This is a genomic window from Alicyclobacillus sp. SP_1, assembly GCF_024706985.1.
Classification (GTDB): domain Bacteria; phylum Bacillota; class Bacilli; order Alicyclobacillales; family Alicyclobacillaceae; genus Alicyclobacillus_I.
Window position 1 is genome coordinate 33,572 of record NZ_JAMCCX010000014.1, and the last position, 24,388, is coordinate 57,959.

Consider the following 24,388-nt stretch of genomic DNA (forward strand, 5'->3'; position numbering starts at 1 on the left):
TTGTCACTGAACGACAATTTGTGAAAGATAGACCTTCGTGACACTGCCTTTTTGCAACTCTTGATTGACCGTGGTCTGAATCGCAGTTCGGAGCGCATTGAAACCGCTGACCTGCTTTAACTGTGTTCCAGTAAACCGACGCATAAGGCCATTCACGGAGTTTTCAATTTCCGGCATCATGGACTTAATCTCGTTTTTTGTTGATGTAGAGTTTGCTTGCAGTGTCATCGTGAACTGAATCAATCCGTCCGACCCCAGATTAGTGGTCATCTCCGGAAAGGAAATCTGCAACTGTTCCTGTTGTTGCGCGGTCAGAACGGGTTTCGCCGCAGGGCCGTCCTTCTTTGAAGTAAAGACATAAATCCCAACTCCACCAACAGATAAGATAGCGATGACGAGTAGAATAATGAACAGCCACATAAGGGGTTTCTTCACACCATGTCCCCCCTTCGTGACACCAAGCCCAAAAGACCCACTTGCTTCATAAAATCCTGTACCTTGGTGATAATTTCTTCTGGACTCTCGCGAATAACATACTTGTGACCATTGGTCAAAGTCACGATGGAGTCCGGGGTCCTCTCTACAGATTCGATGAGCATTGGATTCAGCCAGATATCCGACCCATTTATGCGTTTCAACGCGATCACCCCACTGACCTCCCCGCCGCGGCCCTCAGTGGACCGCGGCTCCGTTCCATAGCGCTGCATCAGACGTTGTTCATCAGCGTCTGCAGAATTTGTTTATCCGTCGCGATGACCTGGGAATTCGCAGCATAGCCGTTTTGAGCCACAATCATGTCCGCAAATTGTTTGGTCAAGTCGACATTCGACTGCTCCACGGCACCGGACTGCAACGTTCCGCTCGTGGTCGATGGAATCTGATAACTGGCCGCACCTGAATTGGAAGACGTTTGCCACATAGAATCTCCGATCTTCTGCAATCCGCTGTAGTTCGGAAATGTGGCTAATGCCAGATTCCCGATGGTGTGAACATTTCCCTGTGTATCCGTCACCGTAATGGCACCCGTCGAACTAATGGAAACATTCGGATTGGCCGCAAGTGTCCAAGTGGTATTTGCGGGATTGTTTGTGGCTCCGGTCACCGCTCCACCTGCTCCCTGAGTCAGGGCCGTAATGTTCATGGGAACTCCGGGGGCGTTCGTGGGTGCAGTCGATGAAGCAGCCCCACCTGGAGTGCTATAGTAATCGCCGGTGCTGTTCACTCCGTACCCCATTACAACCATTCCATTCGGCAACACCAAGTTGGATGCTGAATCCAAATTAAAATCTCCCGCTCGGCTGTATGAGTACTGATAATTGCCGTTGGAACTCATTGGAGATGCGACAAACACCCCAGCCCCGTTGATGGCGACATCCAGTGGATTACCAGTCGTCTGGTCCGCACCTTGAGTCCACTCATTCGTGATGGCTGCAATTTGTGTGCCCAATCCGACTTGCTGACTATTGATGCCACCAAGTCCGCCATTCGTTCCTGACGCACTCGGCGCACTGGCACTAGCCACGGTCTGGCTGAGCATATCTGAAAATACAGTACTTGCCGATTTATAACCGATAGTATTGACATTGGCAATGTTATTCCCGACTACGTCTAAATCTGTTTGAAATGCGTCCATCCCAGACACTGCCGAACCTAGAGATCTCAACATATCATCGGATCCTCCTTAACATTTGTAAGATCTAACTCGATGAAAACCCGACTTTGACAGCGCTGACGCAATTCGTAAGCACCAGTCGCTCTCCCGGAAGCAGTTCAGTCATTCCCCGCCCCCACACAGTCTCCTATCGGTCCAACTGTGGAATCACGACAACGCTGTCCACATTAGTCACCACTTTCCCTCCTGAGTCGGAAAAAGCGGTCACCACCGTGCGGCTCGGCACATGAACCACCAACCCCACCTGTCCAAGAACCAGAAACGCGTCTTTCGCCCCTTTATTCGCTGCAGCGTCAATGGCGCCTCCAATGGCTCCCCACTGTTTGGGCGACAGATGCACATTGCCTTCCGTTAGTCTCAACTCCGCGTGACCGCTCACCCGCACACCGTTTTCGTGAGAAAACTGACCCATAGACTTTTTGCTTGTCCGCACTTGGTCCAACAGGGCTGCAAAAGGTACATCTTTAGTCACAGGCGTTGGTTTTTCTTTGGATGTCTCCTGGCCAGTATCCGGCTTTCGTGTCATCTGGCTCGCGGGAGGTGGTATGTTTATCAAAAAGTCGTTCACCTTCAAGCACTCCCTATCGCCGTGACATCAGAGAGGCTGTACGAAATTCCGTTGACCGTAACTTGCGGTTCGCCCTTTGATGAGAGTTGAACAGAACTCACGGTGCCACTGACCGTCTTTCCATCACTCGCAATCGACACCTTCGCTCCAATCAACTGATGCGCAAGGGATGCGTTCATTTCCGTGGATAGACTCTGCACTGCGGTGAGAATTTCTCCTTCTGTCTGAGTCGTCGCCGTGGCCTGCTGTAACGCAGTGAACTGCGCCAACTGCGCCAGAAACTGCGTATTGGACATCGGGCTCATCGGGTCTTGATATTTGAGCTGTTGCACTAACAATTGCATAAACGAGCTTTGACTTAATTCACCGCTGGATGCGAGAGACGAAGCATTCATAGACACGTTGTCACCCCCTTTAGACGCGCACATTAATCTGCCTGGATGGACCCTCTGAACGAGCCATCGCAGATGGGCCTTGTACCATAGAATCTAGGGACTCCACCGAAGTCACCTTGGACCAGTTCGAATCATTCGTTCGATGATGAGATTCGCGTCGACCATGCCCGTCCCCTCCCTGGGCATTCGCCCCGAGCCACGAAATTTCCAGTCCACTGAGAGCGACACCATTTTGTTGCATCGTCCGTGAGAGGTCCGCGAGGTTGTTATTCAACCACTGCAACGTCGCGCTTTGGTTAGCCGCAATTTGCACCTGTACGCCGTCCTCTGCTTTCATCACGAGAATGGACAACTCACCGAGGCCTGCAGGGTGCAATTTCACTTGGAGAGACTGAACGCCAAGATGCTGTTGAGACTGCGCGAGTTGTGTCAATTGTGTAAGCGACTGGTTATGGCTTTGGACCGACTCTGCCTGGTTTGCCAAATGGACTACACCTGGCCAGATGACTTTGGCGCTTGTTGGTGGCGGCGTCATCATCGATGGCATTGCAGAGGGGTTCGCCGAATGTCCGGTCGAGCCTTCGACGGTTGTTTCACCACCCACTCGGCGGAGACTTTTTTCGGACGTTGGCAAAGAAGACCGCATGCGTTGACTCGAGAACCGAACGCCAACTCGACGTATAGGGCTCTTCACAGTACTCAGCAAAAATTTCTTCTCATTAGCGGTACCCGTGCCATTCAAGGCAGCGGTTTTGTCGGACTTTCTCGATTCGGAAGATGCGGGCAGTGATTTTCGAGGCTTAATTGTCAACAGCGCCTCGCCGTCCGCTCCATCCGCATTGAATCCCGCCGTAGTCCCGTCTCTTGAAGCTTGCTCCGCGACGACTCGCTCCGTCTGCATTCGACGGTTCGTGGCTTTGCCGTCGCTACCACCTGGTTTCGCATCGAACGCCTTCAGAACACCACGATGCACCCGTGCTGAACGGGTCAAACCGTTCCTCGAGATGCCCCCCAACGCCACTTTTTTCGCAGCCGACTCGTTCGTCTTAGGTCCGACTCCCGATGACTCTTCCGTACCAGTCTTTAAAGGCCCTTGACCGGCAGATAGTGACGCGCTTCCGACAAAGCGAGTCAAGCGAGTCGAAGCCAGTGTCTTGACCTGCTCCGTATTCACCAGTTGCCTCCCTGCCAGAGAACTATCTGGAGCCAAAACAAGTAATGGTTCGTGCGCGTCTGCCTCGGTTTTGTGCTCATGCTGCTTCTGGCGAGAAGTTTTCTGACGAGATGTTTCAGCGATAGTCTCCGGAACCTTGGAAAGTCTCGAGGAGCGAGCATCCTGCTTACTATCAGAACTGCCGCGGCGATTGTTTAAAATCTTGTGAAACGCCTGTTGCCCGCCTGCACCCGACTCAACTTCCGCTTTTCCGGCCACTCCAGCAGGCTGAGGGGTACCAGTAACACGGGTCGATCTCGTTGCACCGCCTGCCAACAGGCCGGGCAACCCACTTTGCATGTTCATGTTTATCACCTCCTTTCATCGAGTTGCTAACGGTCATCTCACGATGTTGCGGAATTCGTGTTCGCGGAGACCGTCAGTTTTTCATCTAAGGCCGCCGCAGCGATCAACTTGCTCGCCAATTGTGGCGGTACATCCGCCAAGATTTGTCCCGAATCGGAAGCCTGCATAACAGCAATCGTTCTCGCAGCCGCGGTAAATTTCATGTTTTCAAGGACAGCCGCCGCTTTTTGCGGATCCATCTGAACCAAGATATTCGCTTCCGTTTCGGCTGCAGCATGATCCGTCACCTGGACCCCCTGTTCGGCTTCCAGCTTCTTGACTTCCGCCTTTAGCGCCTGCAGTTTTTGTGTATCGAGACTCAGTTGGTTCTCCAGTGAGTGATTTTCTGCAACTTGCACCGCCATCTGACTCGATAACGCATTCTGGCTACTGGCGGTTCCATTGGCCTCATGTTTCTTCGGCAGAGGCATCACCCAGTCCGTTACCGTCTTAATGACCGGAACACCCACATATTCCAAGGCGCCGCCAATGATGCCTGCCGCCGCCAATAACCCAACCACCGCCAGCAAAATCCAAATCAACAAACGTTTGAACAGAGACGGAGAGCGCTCTGTTGATACAGTGGTCGTATTAGCCACCGACCTCTCTCCTTCCGTGGCGGAGAACGGCGTCATCATCGGCGACGCGCTGCAACAATGTTTCCATCTCTGTCACGGCGAGTCTGTCTTGATGCCCCACCACTTCATGCCACTGTCTCTCGGTGCGATGGGCCATCATCAGCGACTCTCGCTTCCTCGCGACATCCAACGACACTTCTGCGCGCAGTCGCTCCAACTGACTCCACTGACTTTGCAAGAGGCACAGGTGATTGTTCCACACTTGCCAGTGAGAAACCTCTAAATGAAGCGATCTTTGCCGCACAGCTTCCGCCATTGCCGCCTGCAGTTCGGCCATTGTCTCTTCCAACTCCTGAAGTTGCCTTTGCGATAGCGCGAATTGTCGCTGCGCTGCCGTTTCTAAATTCTCCTGAATCGCATGGTACCGTTTGGCGAAACGTCGAAAGTCATTCACACGACCACCCCCGACACGCACTCCAGCTGCCTCAAGGTGTCTTCCCACGTAGCGGCTTCGTCCCGATGCTGACGCACCAAAGCATGGATCTCCGGCAATTTGCGAATGGCCATGTCCGCATCGGGATCGGCCCCTGGTTGATAAGCACCAATCCTCACCAAGTCTTCAACTTCTCGATAGCGCTGCATCCAACTCCGCACTTGCCGCGCAGCAGTTGCTTGTACCGGAGTGGCCAGCGAGGGGAACAGTCGGCTCAAACTCGCCAACACGTCTACTGCGGGAAAGTGCCCAGCATTTGCAATCGTACGCGACAACACCATGTGCCCGTCAAGAATACCTCGCACCGCATCTGCAATCGGATCGTTCATGTCATCGCCATCGACCAAAACCGTATAGAAAGCCGTGATGGTTCCATTTTTTCCAGCGCCGGACCGTTCCAAGAGACGCGGGAGCATCGCAAAAACCGATGGAGTATATCCGCGACTGGTAGGTGGTTCCCCAACTGCGAGCCCAATTTCTCGCTGGGCCATGGCAAAGCGCGTGATGGAGTCCAACATGAAGTTCACATGATATCCTTCATCCCGAAAGTACTCCGCGACTGTGGTCGCTACCATCGCTGCTTTAATCCGAATGAGTGCCGGTTGATCGGACGTGGCGACAATCACGACGCTCTGCCCCAAGCCCTCAGTCCCCAAGTCGTTTTCAAGAAACTCGCGAACTTCGCGGCCACGCTCCCCGATTAACCCGATAACGTTCACATCCGCTTGAGAGTGCCGCGCAATCATAGACAAGAGAGTCGACTTACCGACGCCACTACCAGCAAAAATGCCCATGCGCTGACCTCGCCCAACCGTGAGCAGGCTGTCAATGACGCGTACCCCCGTTGGCATTGGCTGGGCGATCCGCTGTCGCTCCAAGGGATGTGGAGAAGCTCCGTCCATCAGGCGTAATTCCGCACCTTGCACTGGGCCAAGCCCGTCCATCGGTTGCCCGAGTCCGTCGAGAATCCGCCCCCGCAAGTTCGGACCGCACGGAACTGCGAGCGAAGAGCCAAGTGCTGTCACGTCCGCCCCCGGAGACACGGACTTAATTTCGCCGAGTGGCATCAAAATGAGACGGTCTTCTCGAAAACCAACAACCTCTGCAGTACATTCCGCGCCGCCGTCCGATTGAATCGAACAGATATCTCCAATCGTCGCCTTGGGTCCCATCGATTCAATCGTCATCCCGACCACTTTAACGACTCGGCCATAGAGCCGAAAAAGTCGCATCTGCTGCAATTTTTCATCAAACCACAGCGTGTTAGTCATCGGCGCTCAGACTCCGTTCTATGAGCTCGCGGATAAGCGGTTCGAGCAGAGAAAAGCGTGTCTCCTTGCGCGCATCCACCCTGCCAACTTCAGAACGAATCTCGCAGCCGCCGCGACTCAGACTGGCGTCTGGAACAATGACCACATCCCACTCACCAAACTTCCGCTGTTGCCAGAACCCATGAGCATCTGCTGCCGCGGCAAAGTCATCGGGATGAACGCGAATTTCAACCCGCGAAGCACCTAAGACATAGTCCAGCAACTCGCCGACCATTTTCTCAACATTAGGAGCACCAGTGAGCAACTCACGCTGCAAGAGGCGCTCCGTCATGGAAATCACTGCATCACGCAGAGGATTGGCCAACTTTGCATAAAGTTCGCCACGCAACCTCCCAACATCTTGAACCAACAACCGCATCTGGTCTATTAGAGGCAGATACTCATCCATGAACTCTTGTCGAGCGGTCGTCTGCCCCGCCTGGAATCCTGCCTGATAGCCATCTACGGTCGCCTGTTGGCGGATGACTGCTGCCTCCTCCACAGCTGCCGCGCGCACTTCTGCGGCTTGGCGATGAGCGTTTTCCACATCTCGATGGATATTCTCCCGCCATGCCTGGTTCCACACTTCTTCCGAAACGAAACACTCCTCTGCTGTATCTGGGAAGATGCTCGGAAGTGGCAGCCACTGAGAATCGTCGAACGACGGTATCATGGCTATCTTCGCGCTGTCCGTGAGTACCTCGAATCCTTTCAAGACTTTAGACAATGATATCGTCACCTCCTCCACGAGCGACGATGATTTCGCCGGACTCTTCGAGCCTGCGAATCACACCGACAATTCGCTGTTGAGCATCCTCAACATCACGCAGACGAACGGGACCCATAAACTCCATGTCTTCCTTGAACGTCTCGACCATACGCTTCGACATATTTTCAAAAACGATACGCTGCACTTCCTCGCTTGACACCTTGAGAGATAATTGTAAATCTTTGGGATCCACATCGCGTATGACGCGTTGAATCGAGCGACCGTCGAGAAGCACAATGTCTTCGAAGACAAACATTTTTTTCTTAATTTCATCCGCTAGTTCAGGATTTTCCAACTCGAGCGTTTCAAGAATCGCTTTTTCGGTACTGCGGTCCACGCCATTCAATATCTTCACGACCGCGTCAACCCCACCTGTTTGGGTACTATCGAAAGATGCCATGGTCGACAATTTCTCTTCGAGCACTTCTTCAACGTGCGATATCACATCCGGTGAAGTACCGGTCATGAGAGCAATCCGCCTCGCCACATCCGCTTGCATGGGATGCGGCAACGCCGAGATAATCAAAGCCGCTTGAGTTGGTTCCAAGTAAGACAGAACAAGAGCCATCGTTTGTGGATGCTCGTCCTGCAAAAAAGTGAGCAATTGCGTAGGGTCAGCTTTACGGGCAAAATGAAATGGCCTCACTTGTAAACTCGACGTCAATTTCAGCAAGATACTTTCCGCCTCCGAGCTACCAAGCGCCTTCTCCAGCGCTTCCCGAGCAAACGCAATGCCCCCCGTGGAGATGTACTCTTTGGCCATTGCAATGTCCCGAAACTCTTTTAAAACACTCTCACGCTGTTCGAGGTCGACTTTGCTCAAATTCGCAATTTCAAAGGTCAGTTGCTCGACTTCATCGCTCGAAAGTTGTCGATACACTTTTGCAGCAACATCTTGTCCAAGCGAAATTAAAAGTACCGCAGCCTTTTGTCTTCCCGACATCCCCTGTCGCGACCGTTGCAATGAGTTCCATCCCCCTTTCTTCTCACGTCGCTTTACTCGGTCAGCCAGGTTCTTAACAGACTCGCGAATTCTTCCGGCTTTTTGTTGGCTAAATTAGCCAGTTGTTCACGCATACGTTCATCATCCGTAAGCGGAACCCCTTCCATGTCGTCGACGGCTGATGTCTGCGCAAAAATCGGTTCAGCCTGTGCATCCGCAGCACGTTGGCGCCGACGATACATGGCATATCCGCCGCCAGCCATCGCCATAACTGCCAACAAGCCGAGCAGCTCATAAAGCAGCGTATGAGTGTGCGACGAAACCGGTTGACTCGGTGTCACATGGAAGGGCATGAGTGACACAGACACGGTATTGACTTTGCCCGGCGCGCCTTGACCAACAGAGTTACTAACAAACGTCTTGATCTGACTCAATGTAGATGCTGGAATGGTTCGGGTAGTTCCATTCAAAAACACTGCGACAGAATACCCTTTGATTTGTACCGGGTCTTTCACCGTCGTCGTATTGATATAGCTATTTGTGTAATTGGTCGTGGTCTGAGAACTCGTCGAACTCGATGGCCCAGTACTAGACCCCTTGCCTGCATACGTCGGTAAGTTTGGATTGGTCGCGGCTTGCCCCGCCGGCCCACCGGCCGTATTGGCTCCGTTGGTTGAAGAACTGCGTGTGACCTGACTGCTCGTCGGGAGCCCTGTCGTCTGCCCAGGCAACGTCTGCAAAATGTGGGATTTACTCTGGACTTGATTAAAAGTGACATCCGCGTGGACTATGACCACGGCGTTTCCCTGACCGACCAATTGATCTAATCCTTGCTGCAGTTGCTGCGTCATGGTCTGATTAATTTGATTGCGGAGAGCAATTTCGGACGAAGTCGTAGGACTGAGGGCAACCCCGGAAGATTGTGAGGACAACGTGACACCATCCTGGTCAGTCACAGTCACTTGAGACGGGGTCAATCCGGTGACGGAGTGCGCAACCAATTGCTGAATCCCAGCCACTTGCACCGACGACAGCTGAACGCCTGGCCCTAATTCCACAAAGACCGAAGCTTTGGCTCCTGTCTCTGGTTGCGAAATAAAGATTTGCTGTTGGGGCATCACAATGTGCACCTGCGCACTCTCGACGCCATTGATGCTTTCAATGGTGCCATTCAGACTCTCTTGAAGAGCATTGAGAACTTGTAAATTAAATTGGTCTTCGGTCATTCCAAAGGAACTTTTCACGGAACTGTAACCAATGTAACCCGACTTCGGTAGTCCCGCCATTGCCAGTTGGATCCGTGCAGTATTGGCATCTGCCTTCGGCACTAGGACTGCCGAACCTTCAATTTGCGACGGGATTTTTAGCGTCTCCAGTTGCGTTTGGACTTGACCGAGAGACTTATTGTCCAAGCCGCTCATAATCGTCACATAATTCGGTCGAAGCGCGATCCAGAGGATTGCAAAGAAGGCCGCAAGAATAGCGACGACAGCAATCAAGAGATTTCGCCGCTGAGTAGGCGAAAATGCCATCCATCTTCCCTTTACCCTACCCCAGACCCGATTGAAAGTATCACCCAAAGTCGTTCCACCTTGCCCTTTTGCACGCGCGCAATGTTTCTCACTCTGGCGCGAGCTGTTTAGTCATCATCTCAGTTGTATAAAAGCGTACCGAAAACCCTGGATTTGAGGCAGAAAAGAGGACTGTCCAAAATCACCTGTACCAAAACAAAGCTCACATTTGCATATTCATAATGGAGTCATACGCCGAAACCACGCGATTTCTGACTTGGACCATAGTGTCGAGCGCAAGGGTTGCCTTTTGTTCGGCAACCATCACTTGGTCGATGGATACGGGACCACCCATCGCATAACTCATGGCTGCCTTATCTGCTTTTTGAGACAGCTGGTTAACTTGCGAGAGAGAGTTCTGGAGATACTGCAAAAACGAATTTCCCGCTGACGAATTTGACGAATGTCGCGTAGTCAGTGCAGTCGAGGAAAGACTCGTGGACAGGCTGAACGGTAGAATCGCGCTCATCAATACTCACTCCAATAATGTTGTCTTTTGACTACGCTTACTTTCCTAGGTTAATCGCGTCCATGTCCATACTCTTTGTTGCGTCAAACGCTGTTACATTCGCTTCGTACGCTCGGCTAGCAGACATGAGATCTGCCATTTGGGTGCTAATATCAACATTCGGCATTTGTACATAGCCATTCACAGCATCAGGGCTCGATGGGTCATAGACAAGGCGAAAAGGACTCGGGTTCTGCATTATCCCTGATACTTGCACACCAGCAGTTGCGGATGAAATGCCAGAAACGCCAGCCTGTTGAAGATAACTCGCAAAGGAAGAAGACATCGAAATCGGAGATAGGACCGGAATTTCCTCCCGATACGGACCACCTTCTGGAGTGCGGGTGGTGTCAGCATTCGCAATGTTGTTTGCAATCACATCCATTACCAGCCGCTGCGCTGTCAGCCCAGATGCACTGATGGACAGACCACCAAGCCAGTCGCTCATTATGTTCAGCCCCCTACGATGGCAGTTTCCAATCTCTGAAACCGCAATTGCATGTCTTGTACCAACGCATTGTAACGAATCTGATTTGCAGCCATCTTCGCCATCTGGCTGTCTAGGTTGACGTTGTTACCATCATTCTCTACCGAGGTATCGCTTGATGCAGTGATTGCCGGCGTTTGACCTAACCACTGCGAAGCAGAGGAAACAATTCCAGAGCCGGAAACGGAGATAGGAATATGAGAAGCTCCAAAGGCAGTGCCACCATTGGGCTTTGAAACTGCAGAGCGCAGAGTCACTTCGAACGAAACGTGTTCAGCCTTGTAACCAGGGGTATTCGCGTTGGCAATATTCGTGGAATAAACCTGCTGACGCAAATCAGCCACCTGAAGCGCCCGCTCCAAAACATCCATAGTTAGACCATCTAACGACACACCATCACCCCTCGCGCGTCAGACTGCGCACCGACGAATTCAGGAGAATGCAGAAAACGTGGCGCGTCGGTGAACATCTCAATCCATTTAGGACTTGTCGTAGTTGCATATTCGTCAAGAACAACGTAATTCCTGCATGAACAGACATCCTTCGACAAAACGCGTATGTTCCCCAACAAAAAAACCGACTCCCATCGAGTCGGTCAGGCAAATGCACAGATACAGACCTCGCAGAAAGTTTAAAGATATGAGAGTACTGGTCAAAGAATGTACTGACTCAAGTCCCGGTTCAGAACGATTCCCGCTAACTTTTCATCCACATACTCCGGAGTAATCGATATCTCAGCCAGGTGAATCTCCGGCGCCTCAAACGAGAGATCCTCCAACACGCGTTCCAGTAACGTATGCAACCTTCGGGCGCCAATGTTTTCAGTCTCTTGATTCACCTTTTGCGCCATTTCCGCAATCCGTTGAATGCCCGCTTCCGTAAATTGCACACGAATTCCCTCAGTATCGAGCAACGCAATGTATTGCTTGATCAGCGAGTGCTCGGGCTCTTTCAGAATTCTCACGAACTCGGCCGCCGTCAACGGTTCTAGTTCTACGCGAATTGGGAACCTCCCTTGCAATTCGGGAATTAGGTCCGAAGGTTTAGCCATGTGAAAGGCACCCGCTCCGATGAACAAGATGTAATCCGTTTTGACCGCACCGTGCTTCGTGACCACCGTCGACCCTTCGACGATGGGCAGAATATCACGCTGCACCCCCTCGCGCGATACATCTTGACCCCGAGACTCTTTTCCAGCGATTTTGTCCATTTCATCAATGAAAATAATGCCGCGATTTTCTGCCCTATGAACGGCCTCTGTAGTGACAGAATCCATGTCAATTAGCTTCTGAGCTTCCTCTTGCATGAGTACTTCTCGCGCTTCTTGAACGGTCATTCTGCGCTTTTTGCGACTCTTCGGAAGGAGACTCCCGAGGGCTTCCTGCAGGTTTCCGAGACCTTCGGCCCCCATGCCAGGCATCAGTCCGAGAGGCATCTGACTTTGCTCCTCCACCTCCACTTCGATCATCTGCGTCTCGAGGTTGCCCATATCCAGTTGCCGCTGCACGCGCATCCGCTCTGTACGAATCGACTCGGAAGGCTGACTGTGGGTGGTGTTGTTCCCCCCCCCACCAAACAGCATTTCGAGTGGATTGGAAACGGACTTACGCGCACTGGGGTCCGGAACTAAAGTCTCGACAATTCTCTCCTCGGCCCGCCGCCGCGCCTCATCTCGCACTCTGTCCATGTGTTCAAGCTTGACCATGCGAATGGCCGTCTCGACCAAATCGCGAATCATCCCCTCGACGTCTCGGCCAACGTAGCCAACCTCCGTGAATTTCGTAGCCTCCACCTTAATAAACGGCGCACCCACTAATTTGCTAAGCCTTCGGGCAATCTCGGTCTTCCCTACACCAGTCGGCCCAATCATGAGAATGTTTTTCGGCGTAATCTCATCCTGCCACTCCGAGTCCAACTGAGCACGGCGAAAGCGATTGCGCAAAGCGACCGCTACCGCTCGCTTGGCAGCGCGTTGACCTACGATGTACCGGTCCAATTCAGCGACAATTTGCTTTGGTGTCAAATCTCGTTCCATTTTGCCCATCCCCCCGCTCAGTCAGTTCGCGATACTCTGGTCCGCTCCAACCTTTTCGATGACCAGGTGGTCGTTCGTAAAGACGCAAATTTCCGAAGCGATAGTCAGAGCTTGGTGTGCAATTTCGGCCGGTTCCATATCCGTCGAACGAGCCAATGCTCGGCCTGCGGCGAGAGCATAAGGGCCGCCCGATCCGATAGCACAAATTCCATCATCCGGCTCAATAACTTCTCCACCACCGGAGACAATGTACAGATTTTCTGAATTCATGGTCAGCAACATCGCCTCTAGTTTTTGGAGAACCTTGTCAGAGCGCCATTCTTTGGCGAGTTCTACCACAGAACGAGACATGTTCCCGTGATACTCCTCCAACCGCGCTTCAAATTTTTCAAACAGCGTGAAGGCATCTGCCACAGACCCAGCAAACCCAGCAACTACAGTTCCGTGATACAAACGTCTGACTTTGCGCGCCCCGCGCTTCATCACCATGGAATTCCCGAAAGTCACCTGTCCGTCTCCAGCCATGGCCCCTACTCCATTTTTCAGAATGGCGAATATCGTCGTGGCATGCAATTCCATCGGCACTCTCTCCTCTCGTGCGGCCCGCAGCCGCCGCGATGACCTTTTTACTGTGATGCACTAGACCGACAACACATTTTCACTGACAAGCACGCACTTGAAAACGGTCTAGGAACGCGTCGAGTTCAGCCAATGCTCGATCCGCCATTTTTGCCGCACGCTCCCGCTTGTCGCGAACTTTTTCGGACAGCGACGGTAGCAGTCCAAAAGTCGCGTTCATCGGTTGAAAATAGCGCGTGTCTGCATGAGTTATGTAATGCGCGAGGCTACCGATGGCTGTCGTCTCAGGAAACTCCAGCACATCCTGCAAAGTCGCTAGACGTGCAGCGTTCATGCCCGCAACCAGACCTGATGCAGCAGACTCAACGTATCCTTCCACACCAGTCATCTGTCCAGCAAAGAAGAGGTTAGGCGACCGCTTACACTGATAAGATGGCAACAGGATATGCGGACTATTGATGTAAGTATTCCGATGCATAACGCCATAGCGCACAATCTCCACCTGTTCCAATCCAGGAATGAGACGAAAAACGCGGCTCTGTTCGCCCCACTTTAGATGAGTCTGAAACCCCACCATATTGAGCAGAGTTGCGGCCGCATTGTCTTGGCGGAGTTGAACCACGGCGAAAGGTCTCTTCCCACTTTGCGGATCAGTCAACCCAACAGGCTTCATCGGGCCGAACAAGAGCGTCTTTGGCCCCCTCGACGCCATCACTTCGACAGGCATGCAACCCTCAAAGTACCGTTCTTCTTCAAAATCTTTTAAGTCTGCGGTTTCCGCGTGAATCAGAGCATCATAAAACTGCTCAAACTGAATCTCCGTCATCGGACAATTCAAATAGTCCGCGTCGCCTTTGTCATAACGGGATTGATAAAACAATTTATCCATATCCAGCGACTCTTTCGTCACAATCGGTGCTGCAGCGTCAAAAAAATACAAGTACTCCTCGCCCAACAACTCAGAGATGCGGCGGGACAGTATCTCCGACGTCAGCGGGCCAGTGGCCAAAACACAGATCTCTTCGTTCGGAATTTGCACCCATTCTTCGCGGTGCACGTGAATCCTCGGATGCTCCGTTAGGGCGCAGGTCACGTGGCGAGAAAAACCTTCACGGTCGACCGCCAATGCTCCACCTGCGGGCACAGCGTGGGCGTCCGCAGCCGCGATGATCAGTGAATCTAAGCGGCGCATTTCCTCTTTCAGCAACCCAACTGCATTGGTCAATTGATTCGAGCGCAGAGAATTGCTACAGACCAACTCGGCAAAACCATCCGTATGGTGTGCTGGAGTTTGCTTGACGGGCCGCATTTCATACAAGTCAACGTCGACTCCGCGCCGAGCCAACTGCCAAGCAGCCTCAGAGCCTGCAAGCCCTGCCCCGACCACAACCACGCGCATACAGTAACCCCCTCTCAGCTCGGAGTGACGATACAGGCTCCCATCAGAGAATCACGAACGAACCATCATGGTCGATCCGGCCGTCTCATGGGCAGCCTCATTGCTACAAGTAACCCACGTTTTTCCCTTTGATGTCTTTTCTACCATCGGATGCCCACACACTGGACAACTTTGTCCCGTTGGTTTGTTCCAAATCACATAGTCGCAATCGGGATATCCGCTACACCCATAAAAGACTTTTCTTTTCTTTCCCTTGCGCTCCACAATGACCTTGCCACACTTCGGGCAGTTTGCGCCAGTTTCTTTGGTAATTGCCTTTGTGTTTCGACACTCGGGAAAACCTGGACAGGCTAAAAACTTTCCGTATCGACCCGTTTTCACAACCATGTTTTTACCACACTTTTCACAAATGACGTCCGATACTTCTTCCGTCAGGTGTACATGTTCTAAAGATTTTTCTGCCTGTTCCAAGTCGTGTTCAAACGTTTCGTAAAAACGAGACAATAATTGATTTCCCTCAATTCGCCCTTCTTCGACTTGATCTAAATCTCCTTCCATCTGAGCCGTGAAGTCCACGTCAATGAGTTGATGGAAATTTTGTGTCAGCAAGTCGACCACAACTTCCCCTAATTCCGTAGGGACAAACCGCTTGCTCTCGAGCAGCACATAACCACGCTTAAGAATGGTGTCCATCGTGGGAGCATAGGTACTCGGACGACCGATTCCCAATTCCTCCATCGCTTTGACCAAACTGGACTCGGAATATCGCGGCGGTGGCTGCGTAAAGTGCTGCTCCGATTCGTACTCAGGACTTTTGAAGACATCTCCTTCTGCCAAAGGAGGGAGTGTTTTTGCATCTTCGTCGGTCAACGAAGCATCGTCTTGTCCCTCAGTATAGACGGCCATGAAACCTGGAAATCGAACAATCGACCCAGTGCTTCGAAAAAGTGCCCCATTCGCCGTCAAATCTACTGAGGTGGTGTCTAAAATCGCCTGGGTCATTTGACTTGCAATGAACCTCTCCCATATCAATTTGTACAATTTCCACTGGTCCTTACTGAGGTCCGACTTCATCGCGTCCGGGCTGCGCAGAACAGAGGTCGGCCGAACCGCCTCGTGCGCATCTTGGGCTCCACCTTTCGTCGCATACTGGCGCGGCTTGCCCGGCACATAGTCAGCACCGTAACGGTTGCGAATATAGTCGGAAGCTTCCGCTTGAGCTGTCTCCGCAACACGAGTGGAGTCCGTCCGCATGTAGGTGATGAGACCGACGGTCCCTTCCCCGCGTATTTCCAAACCCTCGTATAATTGTTGGGCCACCGCCATCGTGCGATAAGCACGAAAACCCAGTTTCCGAGCTGCTTCTTGTTGCAGAGAACTGGTGATGAACGGGGGACTAGGATTTCTCCTGCGCTCCGATTTCTTCACTTTCGAGACCACTAAGTCATGACCGTTAACGCACTCTAACAGTCGCTCCACATCTTCGCGACTGTTCAAAGGTGTTCTATCTTGGCCATACCCGTGAAATCGTGCCGTAAATTTTTGTTTCATCGCCATTAATTTTGCATCGACTGTCCAATATTCCTCTGGTTGAAATGCTCGAATCTCTCGCTCACGATCAACAATCAACCGCACGGCGACAGATTGAACTCGGCCAGCAGACAAGCCTTTCTTGACTTTTCTCCACAGCAGCGGACTTAAACGATAACCCACCAATCGGTCGAGGATTCTTCGCGTCTGCTGTGCGTCGATCAGGTCCATATTGAGTTGTCGCGGAGCGTCAAACGCGGCCTTGACCGCATCTTTCGTAATTTCGTGGAACACCACTCGACATTGCTCATTCTCAGGAATATCCAATATGTTTTGAAGGTGCCAAGCAATTGCCTCACCTTCGCGGTCGGGGTCAGCCGCCAGATACACTTTCTTAGCCTTTTTCCGCGCCTCGCGCAGACTCTTGATGACGTCTCCCTTACCCCGAATGGTAATATAATGAGGTTCAAAATCATGGTCCACATCTACCCCGAGTTGACTTTTCGGCAAGTCTCGGATGTGGCCCATGGATGCTTTCACAGTATACTTTTTGCCAAGATATTTGCCGATGGTCTTGGCTTTAGCAGGCGATTCAACAATCACCAGATAATCCGCCAAACCGCTTCCTCCTCGCTCTGTAGAAAAGCGCGCTGTGGTTCACCCATATTATCACCTCGGGAAAAACGTTTGCAAACCTATCCATTTAATTACGCCTGCGACAGACGCGATTGTGACACAGACTTCACACTTTTTCGGAGTTGCGGCAGTACCTTGCTCCCGGTAATCTCTGAACATATCCAGCCAATTCCGCCTCAAGAAGAATTGCGTAGACATTTTGCACAGGCCAATCAAGTATCGCAGCAAGGTCTTCCGCCCCAAGTGGTTCAACGCAGGCGCCGAGCAACGCCTCCCAACTTTCAGGGAGAGTACGCCTAGAACGCATAGACCATGAGTTGTCAATACCCAGATCTTTCAATAAGTCCTGCGGGTCAACCAAGGGTCGGGCGCCATCGTAGAGCAATTGATTCGACCCACGAAAGTGTGCGCTGGTAATCGGTCCGGGTACCACGTAAATCTCCTTTCCCATACCAAGTGCATACTCAGTCGTCGTCAATGCTCCCGACTTGTCCCCAGCTTGAACCAAAATCAGCGACTGACAGAGAGCCGCAATAAGGCGATTTCTTTCCAAAAAATAATACGGCTTTGTTCGGCGATTAGGTCCATATTCGCTGACACAGCAGCCAGAGGCACAGATACTCTCGTACAACACACGATGCGACGGCGGATACGCCTCCTGAATGCATGTTCCGAGAACCGCGACGGTGTACCCGCCCGACTCCAAAGCTGCCCGATGCGCGGCGCCGTCAATCCCTAGCGCCATCCCTGACACCACATCCACGCTATTTTGAGCGAGTGTCGAGCCAATCCAGCGCGCAGCCTCCATACCGTAGGGCGATGCTCGCCTTGTCCCAACGACACTTACAACCGGATTTCTCCCCAAACGGCAATTTCCACGCACAAACAGACCAATAGGCCGATCCGGTAGTTCTCGCAAAGCTTGAGGATAATCGTCATCCAACAGCGTCAGCATGCGTACGCCCCAATTCGCAAGTGGGTCCACCCAGTCGCTCAGGTCCGCCTGTCGTCGCCAATGCACAAAGTGCTTGGCCACATCTTTCATAACTCGGTGGTTGTCTACCAAGTCCGTTTCCTCCGCTGTCCAGACAGCTAGCCCACAACCGTATTCGCGGACCAGTCTCCGTGCTAAACTTGGTGCCAAAGCAGGTGCCAGCATCAACAACTTTAAGATATCTTCTTCCACAACAAATCTGCCCCTCGACGATAGAGTCTCATCGAATATGACGGATTCGTCGCACGATGTCGACAAATTAAAGGAGAATCCTGCTATCGGCAGCAAGATTCTCCCCAAAATCAACACTTAATTTTGCAACGCAACGGAAGTAACGGCGTGAGACGCCACCCATTATTTCGAAATCTTACAACGCTCCAACAAACCTTTTTGCTCCAGCACGGAATACAGTGTCGAGCCCATTTCTGACGGGGTCGGCGCCACGCGAATTCCGCAAGACTCCATGGTCTTAATTTTTGATTCGGCTGTGCCACTTCCACCAGAAATGATGGCACCTGCATGGCCCATGCGACGTCCCGGAGGTGCGGTCGCTCCTGCGATAAAGCCCACTACAGGTTTCGTCATATGGTCGCGTACATACTCCGCAGCCTGCTCTTCCGCCGTACCCCCAATTTCACCAATCATGATGACCGCTTCTGTATCGGGATCGTCCTGGAACTGCTTGAGAACATCTACAAAGTTTGTACCGTTGACTGGGTCTCCACCAATGCCAACGGCAGTCGATTGACCAATGTCGCGGACCGTCAATTGATACACCGCTTCATACGTCAAGGTTCCACTGCGGGAGACCACGCCGACCTTTCCAGGAGTATGAATATAGCCAGGCATGATGCCAATTTTGCACTCTGCGGGAGTGATGACACCGGGACAGTTCGGTCCAATCAGACGAGTGTGACGTCCCTGCATGTAGCGTTTGACCTTAACCATATCCAAGACGGGAATTCCTTCGGTAATACAGATGACCAAATCCAGTTCGGCATCGACCGCTTCCATAATAGCGTCGGCGGCAAAAGCGGGGGGAACATAAATGACAGAAGCATTGGCTCCCGTCTCGCGAACAGCATCTGCTACCGTATTGAAGACCGGAACCCCTTCGACGGTTGTTCCACCTTTTCCAGGTGTAACTCCTCCGACCATCTGAGTGCCATATTCAATAGCTTGTTTTGTGTGGAAAAGACCCTGCGACCCAGTGATTCCCTGCGTAATGACCCGCGTATGTCGATTGACAAGAATGCTCACGATTTCTCCTCCTTACACCAAAGCGACCATTTTTTGAGCAGCATCTGCCAAAGAATCTGCGGCGACGATGTTCAATTCGGACTCATTCAATATCTTCTTACCCAAGTCTACATTCGTGCCTTCCAAACGAACGACAAGAGGCTTGTCTAGGCCAATCTGACGCGCTGCAGCGATGACACCATTGGCAATGATGTCGCACTTCATAATGCCGCCGAAGATGTTGACCAGAATGCCTTTAACGTTTTTATCGGATAAAATAATTTTAAATGCTTCTGTAACCTTCTCTTCAGTAGCTCCCCCGCCAACATCCAGAAAATTGGCTGGCTCTCCACCGTAATACTTGATGGTGTCCATCGTCGCCATGGCCAAACCTGCACCATTGACCATGCAACCAATATTGCCATCTAAGGCAATGTAGGTCAGACCAAATTTTGTCGCTTCTGTCTCTTTCGGGTCTTCTTCGTCCAAATCTCGCAACTCTTGTATCTGCGGCTGACGATATAACGAGTTGTCGTCAAAGTTCAGTTTCGCGTCAAGAGCCAGCACATTGCCGTCACCCGTTACGACGAGTGGGTTGATCTCGGCAATCGAGCAGTCTTTGTCAACAAACGCCGCGTAAAGCGCCATCATAAATTTCACGGCCTTGTTCACCAATTCACTTGGAATTCCAATCTGAAACGCCAAATTGCGGGCTTGAAAAGGAATCAGGCCTGTCGCGGGGTCAATCTGTTCGCGAAATATTTTTTCCGGCGTTTTGGCAGCCACTTCTTCAATTTCCATGCCACCTTCAGCCGAGGCCATCATGACGATCCGTCCAATAGCGCGATCGAGCACCAGACCTATGTAGTATTCCTTTTTAATGTCGGTCAACTGTTCAATCAGAAGCCGCTTGACGACTTTCCCGGCGGGTCCAGTCTGATGCGTAACCAAGACTTTCCCCAACAGTGCTCGAGAACTCTCTTCCACTTCTTCGAGCGAACGCGCTAACTTGACGCCACCTGCTTTGCCTCTGCCACCAGCGTGAATCTGCGCTTTGACAACTGCCTTTCCACCTAACTCACGCGCTACTTCTACCGCCTCTTCGACCGTGAACGCGACCTTTCCCTGCGGAACGGCAACGCCATACTGGGCGAGCACGGCTTTCGCTTGATACTCGTGAATGTTCACTCTCCATAGCCTCCCTCAAGTGTTGCTTTGACAATGTCTCTACAACCGTTCGGATAGACCAAAATACCATTCGGTTTTATCCTCTCATAGCATAGAACAGTGGACCCCCATTTACAACTTGCACAATATCCCCTTTTCGCCACGTATGGCAAATCTTTTTAAACAAACTTTTTAAACAATCTCTTTAAACAATGAGGCGGAATTCCTGACAAGGGAAAACGACCAGGTTACCTTGCCCTAGTCGAATCGACAAAACTATGAAAGTCTGACGTCAAACGAACTCATCCACTCTTAAAAACGCACAAGAGCATGCTCTCAAGGAAGGGATACAAAGGTCTTCTTAGAAAAATCCGGTTTTGGTCAGGGAAGCGACGTAAGCCACTAAGAGACAGACCGCCAATACTCCGAGCGGCTTGGTCGCGCGCGGATTGCGCATAGCCGCCAAGGCGAGCGCAGGGACGAAACCCACGGTTGCCAGAAACATGGCCACAATCATCGAACTCGGAGCAAATTTTTGGGAAAGGTAGCCGATGCCCACAAAGACCAAGGATAGCGCACCGAGTGTATACGCACAGAAGAACAGTATCGCCTGGAGATTGACGTGCGATTGACGCCATTCCGCAGCCCTGCGACGCGACCGAAACGACTTGAGATCCACCACTCGCTCGCCTCTGGCAACCGGACGCCTGGGACGCTCTGGGCGCTTTTTCGGTTCCTGCATGGAATGCACCTCATCTCACCATCAAGTATGTCATGGTACTGATCGTAACTTTCGAGCGATATTGGTGCAATACATGTTCGTGCGCATTTTGCAATTTTTCTCGGCATCATGGCGGAATCTAAGATGATCTTGTTATATGTTCATATACCGAAAAGTTGACAGCGACACGAGTCGACCGAAAAACACATTCTTTTCACAGGGAGAGGAAATTAGGTGATTGGAACATCGTATGGAGCGGTGCTCGATGGCATGGAGGGCAAAGTGGTGCGAGTAGAGGCCGATGTCAGTGCAGGCCTGCCTCAGTTCACCGTAGTCGGTTTACCAGACTCATCTGTCAATGAGTCCAAAGCTCGCATTCGCTCCGCCATTCGTAACAGTGGACTTGAATTCCCGCGCGGTCGCATTACCGTCAATTTAAGCCCTGCGGGCATTCGAAAACGCGGCGTAGGGTTAGACCTCGCTATCGCCATTGCCATCCTGCGCGCTGGGCGCCAACTCGCTCCACGACCGGAGAATGCTGCTTTTCTCGCCGAACTGGCACTGACAGGTGAGTTATTGCCGCTCCCCGAAGCACTGCGCTTAACCGACGCCTGTGCGGAAAAGAGTTTACCGAATGTCGTCGTCTCACACTTACAGAGGGACGGAGAGTGGCTTTTGAACCAAGCTACGTGGCAAAACGCCACCACCTTGCTAGAAGTTTCGGACTGGTTGAATGGATTGGGTCAACTAACAACGCATCGACCCCTGCCTCCGAAACTCAAACGGCACGAAGCATGCGACATGTGTGAAGTCGAAAATCTGACCTTTGCCAAGCGTGGTCTCGAAATCGCGGCCGTTGGCGGACTTCATACCCTCCTCGTCGGCCCACCAGGTAGCGGAAAGACGATGTTGGCCGAACGGTTTGTCACTCTACTTCCATCTTTGCCTCCCACCCACGCACGCGAAGTCGTATCGCTGCTGCACTCCTTCAGCAATGTCGATTGGTGCTCGGCAACGCCGCCTGTGCGCGCCCCTCACCATTCCATTTCGAGCACAGGACTCACGGGAGGCGGACATCCGATATACCCCGGTGAGGCCACATTCGCCCACCGAGGTGTACTGCTTCTTGACGAACTCCTAGAATTTAACCGCTCTGCTTTGCAATCTTTGCGCGAGCCGTTGATGGAGAGACAAATCCGAATTTCGCGCGCCGGACAGTCGGTTCTTCTTCCGGCCGACTTTATCCTCATAGCCACGAGCAATCCGTGCCCATGTGGTCAATATGGTTTTGGCGTGTGTCGATGCTTGGAGAGTGAGCGAAATCGATATTGGAGCAAAATTGCTGGCCCGCTGATGGACCGCTTCGACCTCGTCATTGCCGTACATCAGAGTTCGTCGATTCAGAAATTCCCCGTGTCTATGCCGGAAAAATCCCAATTCATAAGATCACGCGTGAGCGAAGCCAAGGCAGCGCTGTCGGCACAAACGAGGTTGTCTCTGTCTTCGACCCGTTCTCGACTCGCAAATCCGTCATTCTTAGTTCGGTCGGCCGAGATTGCCGCAGCATTGGGAATATCTCGGCGCGGACTGGAAAGTGTCCGCCACATTGCCAATTGTATTGCGGTTCTCGACGGAATCGAAGTTCCTGGAGAACCTCAGTTACTGGAGGCACTTCAGTATCGAAATCCGCAAATCCGATAGACACGAGCCTGCGACGTTCATGGACATGGCACGTCTTCTGTATCACCACTCTGCGGCATTGAAAACATGGAGAAAATCCACGACGACTCCTCGTTTTGTCACTATATCGATCACGTCTACCCGCGCCTCGCAAACACTGCTTTCAATATGCCTATCCAAATAAACGCCTAACAATCGACAAAGACGTGCCCGCTTGCGGGCATCCACCGACTCCGCGCCAGTACCGAAAGACTGTCTTTGGTCGCGCGTTTTCACTTCAATGGCGACGATACAGTCATTATGTCGTGCCACAATGTCCAACTCACCAAACTGGCATCGCCAATTGCGCTCCAATATCGTCCAACCCATGGTCCGCTCCACATACTCTGCCGCGAAGCTCTCTCCCATCTTGCCGAGTTCATGAGTGTTCTTCACGCTTTTGGAAGAGAAACGCCAGTATCTGTGCGACCGGTTCGTAAAGTTCTTGAGGAATGACAGAATCTACCTCAACTCGCATCAAAGCTTCCGCCAGTTCTTCACTCTCGTGCAATGGAACACGATGTTCACCCGCTAAGCGGACGATGGTTGCGGCGACCTCGCCCGTTCCTTTGGCAACCACGCGCGGAGCCGCTTCAGACTGATGTTCGTAACGGAGCGCAATAGCTCGCCTCGTAGTCATTCCAAAATCTCCTCCAGTCCGGTCGTCCACTGCCGCAACTCCCAGCCGCATTGACGCAGGGCGAGTCTCGCAGCCGATTCGTTGGACTCAAAATCGCGCAGGGTCATCACATCTCCTGACGAGAGGTGGACAAACAAAAAAGGTTGCATCGCCGTCACTTGCAACGAGACGGAACCGCTCGCCAAGCTCAGTTTGAGGTCAATGCGGTGAACAATCCTACCAGCCGTCCCTAACTTCGTTTGTCGATTGGCTTGCCAGCGCACCGCGCGGGATTTGCCCCGTGAGCGCTCTGCAGTCAAGAACAGCCCTCTTCCCGACCGCTCATAAGGATCTATGACGGTAGCCGCCGTAAGCCGGTCGAGGAGGACTGGTGCCAACAGACCACTCGCCCGAAGTGCCGGAATGTCACTTACCTGCAACGTACTGAACGAAACAAGAGGGTTTCCCGAAGGTCCCTTGTCCAACCCAACCAATTCCGACGAACTGTCTACAGCGAGTTCATCCAACATACGCCAAAAGTTTTGCAATGCATCTTCCGGACTCACCGTCACAGCATTCGAATCTTCCTTTACCCCTGCCTGCACCATCGATTGACTCAGCATCGAACGCCAGGCCCACTCAGTGTCCATCATTTCTTGGCTCGAGAGAATGGAGGTCGGTAACCGAGCTTCAAACTCAGCGTAGACTGAAGACCCTTCGGTTAGGTCTCGGGATGTGACCTCGTCGCTGCGAGAGGGCGAAGAAGTTACATCCTGCGTTTCTGGCTTATCCACCGATGCTGAGCGCGTTTTCGAAGAACCGCTCGTTGCAGTCGGAACAGTTGAGGTATTGACCGTTGACGTATTGACGGCTGGCGGTATCGATTCCATCGAAACAT

General features: G+C 52.1%; 27 protein-coding genes. 1 reads left to right on the forward strand and 26 read right to left on the reverse strand.

What is annotated here, in order from left to right:
• Positions 1-3: 3 nt before the first annotated feature.
• From M4I36_RS03390 to M4I36_RS03500, 23 genes are all read right to left on the reverse strand, one after another.
• Complete coding sequence (locus M4I36_RS03390; protein ID WP_258110255.1) at positions 4-435, reverse strand: flagellar basal body-associated FliL family protein; 432 nt, start codon at positions 433-435, stop codon at positions 4-6.
• Positions 432-647, reverse strand: coding sequence for a flagellar FlbD family protein (locus tag M4I36_RS03395; protein WP_258110257.1), 216 nt, complete (start codon positions 645-647; stop codon positions 432-434). Before M4I36_RS03395 ends, M4I36_RS03390 begins: the two co-directional genes overlap by 4 nt.
• Before the next feature lie 59 nt (positions 648-706).
• Positions 707-1,666, reverse strand: coding sequence for a flagellar hook-basal body complex protein (locus tag M4I36_RS03400; RefSeq protein WP_258110258.1), 960 nt, complete (start codon positions 1,664-1,666; stop codon positions 707-709).
• Between the two features lie 133 nt (positions 1,667-1,799).
• Entirely contained in the window at positions 1,800-2,240 is a 441-nt protein-coding gene (locus M4I36_RS03405) for a hypothetical protein (RefSeq protein ID WP_258110259.1), read from the reverse strand.
• Between the two features lie 2 nt (positions 2,241-2,242).
• Positions 2,243-2,635: a flagellar hook capping FlgD N-terminal domain-containing protein gene (locus M4I36_RS03410; protein WP_258110300.1), complete on the reverse strand. Its 393-nt coding sequence runs from the start codon at positions 2,633-2,635 to the stop codon at positions 2,243-2,245.
• A gap of 19 nt (positions 2,636-2,654) precedes the next feature.
• Positions 2,655-4,154 (reverse strand): flagellar hook-length control protein FliK, encoded by a 1,500-nt coding sequence (locus M4I36_RS03415; protein ID WP_258110260.1) that lies wholly within the window; start codon positions 4,152-4,154, stop codon positions 2,655-2,657.
• Between the two features lie 38 nt (positions 4,155-4,192).
• Positions 4,193-4,792 (reverse strand): magnesium transporter MgtE N-terminal domain-containing protein, encoded by a 600-nt coding sequence (locus M4I36_RS03420; protein WP_258110261.1) that lies wholly within the window; start codon positions 4,790-4,792, stop codon positions 4,193-4,195.
• A complete protein-coding gene (locus M4I36_RS03425) occupies positions 4,785-5,225 on the reverse strand; it encodes a hypothetical protein (protein WP_258110262.1) in 441 nt (146 codons plus the stop codon). The genes M4I36_RS03420 and M4I36_RS03425 overlap by 8 nt, the downstream gene beginning before the upstream one ends.
• On the reverse strand, positions 5,222-6,535 hold the full coding sequence (locus M4I36_RS03430; protein ID WP_258110263.1) for a FliI/YscN family ATPase: 1,314 nt from the start codon (positions 6,533-6,535) through the stop codon (positions 5,222-5,224). The genes M4I36_RS03425 and M4I36_RS03430 overlap by 4 nt, the downstream gene beginning before the upstream one ends.
• Positions 6,528-7,301 (reverse strand): FliH/SctL family protein, encoded by a 774-nt coding sequence (locus M4I36_RS03435; protein ID WP_258110264.1) that lies wholly within the window; start codon positions 7,299-7,301, stop codon positions 6,528-6,530. The genes M4I36_RS03430 and M4I36_RS03435 overlap by 8 nt, the downstream gene beginning before the upstream one ends.
• Positions 7,294-8,286: a flagellar motor switch protein FliG gene (gene fliG / locus M4I36_RS03440; RefSeq protein WP_258110301.1), complete on the reverse strand. Its 993-nt coding sequence runs from the start codon at positions 8,284-8,286 to the stop codon at positions 7,294-7,296. Before fliG ends, M4I36_RS03435 begins: the two co-directional genes overlap by 8 nt.
• 53 nt (positions 8,287-8,339) lie before the next feature.
• Positions 8,340-9,866 (reverse strand): flagellar basal-body MS-ring/collar protein FliF, encoded by a 1,527-nt coding sequence (gene fliF / locus M4I36_RS03445; protein WP_258110265.1) that lies wholly within the window; start codon positions 9,864-9,866, stop codon positions 8,340-8,342.
• Positions 9,867-10,020: 154 nt separating this feature from the next.
• Positions 10,021-10,326, reverse strand: a complete 306-nt coding sequence (gene fliE / locus M4I36_RS03450) for a flagellar hook-basal body complex protein FliE (protein WP_258110266.1) — start codon at positions 10,324-10,326, stop codon at positions 10,021-10,023.
• Between the two features lie 37 nt (positions 10,327-10,363).
• The gene (flgC, locus tag M4I36_RS03455; protein WP_258110267.1) at positions 10,364-10,813 is read right to left on the reverse strand and encodes a flagellar basal body rod protein FlgC; all 450 of its coding nucleotides are present in this window, start codon (positions 10,811-10,813) and stop codon (positions 10,364-10,366) included.
• Positions 10,814-10,818: 5 nt separating this feature from the next.
• Positions 10,819-11,244 (reverse strand): flagellar basal body rod protein FlgB, encoded by a 426-nt coding sequence (gene flgB, locus M4I36_RS03460; RefSeq protein WP_258110268.1) that lies wholly within the window; start codon positions 11,242-11,244, stop codon positions 10,819-10,821.
• A gap of 260 nt (positions 11,245-11,504) precedes the next feature.
• Complete coding sequence (gene hslU, locus M4I36_RS03465; protein ID WP_258110269.1) at positions 11,505-12,887, reverse strand: ATP-dependent protease ATPase subunit HslU; 1,383 nt, start codon at positions 12,885-12,887, stop codon at positions 11,505-11,507.
• A gap of 21 nt (positions 12,888-12,908) precedes the next feature.
• On the reverse strand, positions 12,909-13,466 hold the full coding sequence (gene hslV / locus M4I36_RS03470; protein ID WP_258110270.1) for an ATP-dependent protease subunit HslV: 558 nt from the start codon (positions 13,464-13,466) through the stop codon (positions 12,909-12,911).
• Between the two features lie 79 nt (positions 13,467-13,545).
• Positions 13,546-14,865, reverse strand: a complete 1,320-nt coding sequence (gene trmFO / locus M4I36_RS03475) for an FADH(2)-oxidizing methylenetetrahydrofolate--tRNA-(uracil(54)-C(5))-methyltransferase TrmFO (RefSeq protein ID WP_258110271.1) — start codon at positions 14,863-14,865, stop codon at positions 13,546-13,548.
• Positions 14,866-14,916: 51 nt separating this feature from the next.
• Positions 14,917-17,013, reverse strand: coding sequence for a type I DNA topoisomerase (topA, locus tag M4I36_RS03480; RefSeq protein ID WP_258110273.1), 2,097 nt, complete (start codon positions 17,011-17,013; stop codon positions 14,917-14,919).
• 124 nt (positions 17,014-17,137) lie between these two features.
• Positions 17,138-18,217: a DNA-processing protein DprA gene (gene dprA / locus M4I36_RS03485; protein ID WP_258110274.1), complete on the reverse strand. Its 1,080-nt coding sequence runs from the start codon at positions 18,215-18,217 to the stop codon at positions 17,138-17,140.
• 162 nt (positions 18,218-18,379) lie between these two features.
• Positions 18,380-19,285, reverse strand: a complete 906-nt coding sequence (gene sucD / locus M4I36_RS03490) for a succinate--CoA ligase subunit alpha (protein WP_258110275.1) — start codon at positions 19,283-19,285, stop codon at positions 18,380-18,382.
• Positions 19,286-19,297: 12 nt separating this feature from the next.
• On the reverse strand, positions 19,298-20,452 hold the full coding sequence (sucC, locus tag M4I36_RS03495) for an ADP-forming succinate--CoA ligase subunit beta (protein WP_258110276.1): 1,155 nt from the start codon (positions 20,450-20,452) through the stop codon (positions 19,298-19,300).
• Between the two features lie 340 nt (positions 20,453-20,792).
• Positions 20,793-21,173, reverse strand: coding sequence for a hypothetical protein (locus M4I36_RS03500; RefSeq protein WP_258110277.1), 381 nt, complete (start codon positions 21,171-21,173; stop codon positions 20,793-20,795).
• Between the two features lie 213 nt (positions 21,174-21,386).
• Between M4I36_RS03500 and M4I36_RS03505 the strand changes: the two genes are divergently transcribed.
• Positions 21,387-22,853 carry a YifB family Mg chelatase-like AAA ATPase gene (locus tag M4I36_RS03505; RefSeq protein WP_258110278.1) on the forward strand — a complete coding sequence of 489 codons (1,467 nt, stop codon included), beginning with the start codon at positions 21,387-21,389 and terminating at the stop codon, positions 22,851-22,853.
• Positions 22,854-22,895: 42 nt separating this feature from the next.
• Here the strand turns inward: M4I36_RS03505 and M4I36_RS03510 are convergent, their stop codons facing one another.
• From M4I36_RS03510 to M4I36_RS03520, 3 genes are read right to left on the reverse strand one after another with little or no spacing between them, the layout of a single operon-like run.
• A complete protein-coding gene (locus M4I36_RS03510; RefSeq protein ID WP_258110279.1) occupies positions 22,896-23,267 on the reverse strand; it encodes a YraN family protein in 372 nt (123 codons plus the stop codon).
• Entirely contained in the window at positions 23,251-23,511 is a 261-nt protein-coding gene (locus M4I36_RS03515) for an EscU/YscU/HrcU family type III secretion system export apparatus switch protein (protein WP_258110280.1), read from the reverse strand. Before M4I36_RS03515 ends, M4I36_RS03510 begins: the two co-directional genes overlap by 17 nt.
• Positions 23,508-24,380 carry a hypothetical protein gene (locus M4I36_RS03520; protein ID WP_258110281.1) on the reverse strand — a complete coding sequence of 291 codons (873 nt, stop codon included), beginning with the start codon at positions 24,378-24,380 and terminating at the stop codon, positions 23,508-23,510. The genes M4I36_RS03515 and M4I36_RS03520 overlap by 4 nt, the downstream gene beginning before the upstream one ends.
• Positions 24,381-24,388 lie beyond the last annotated feature (8 nt).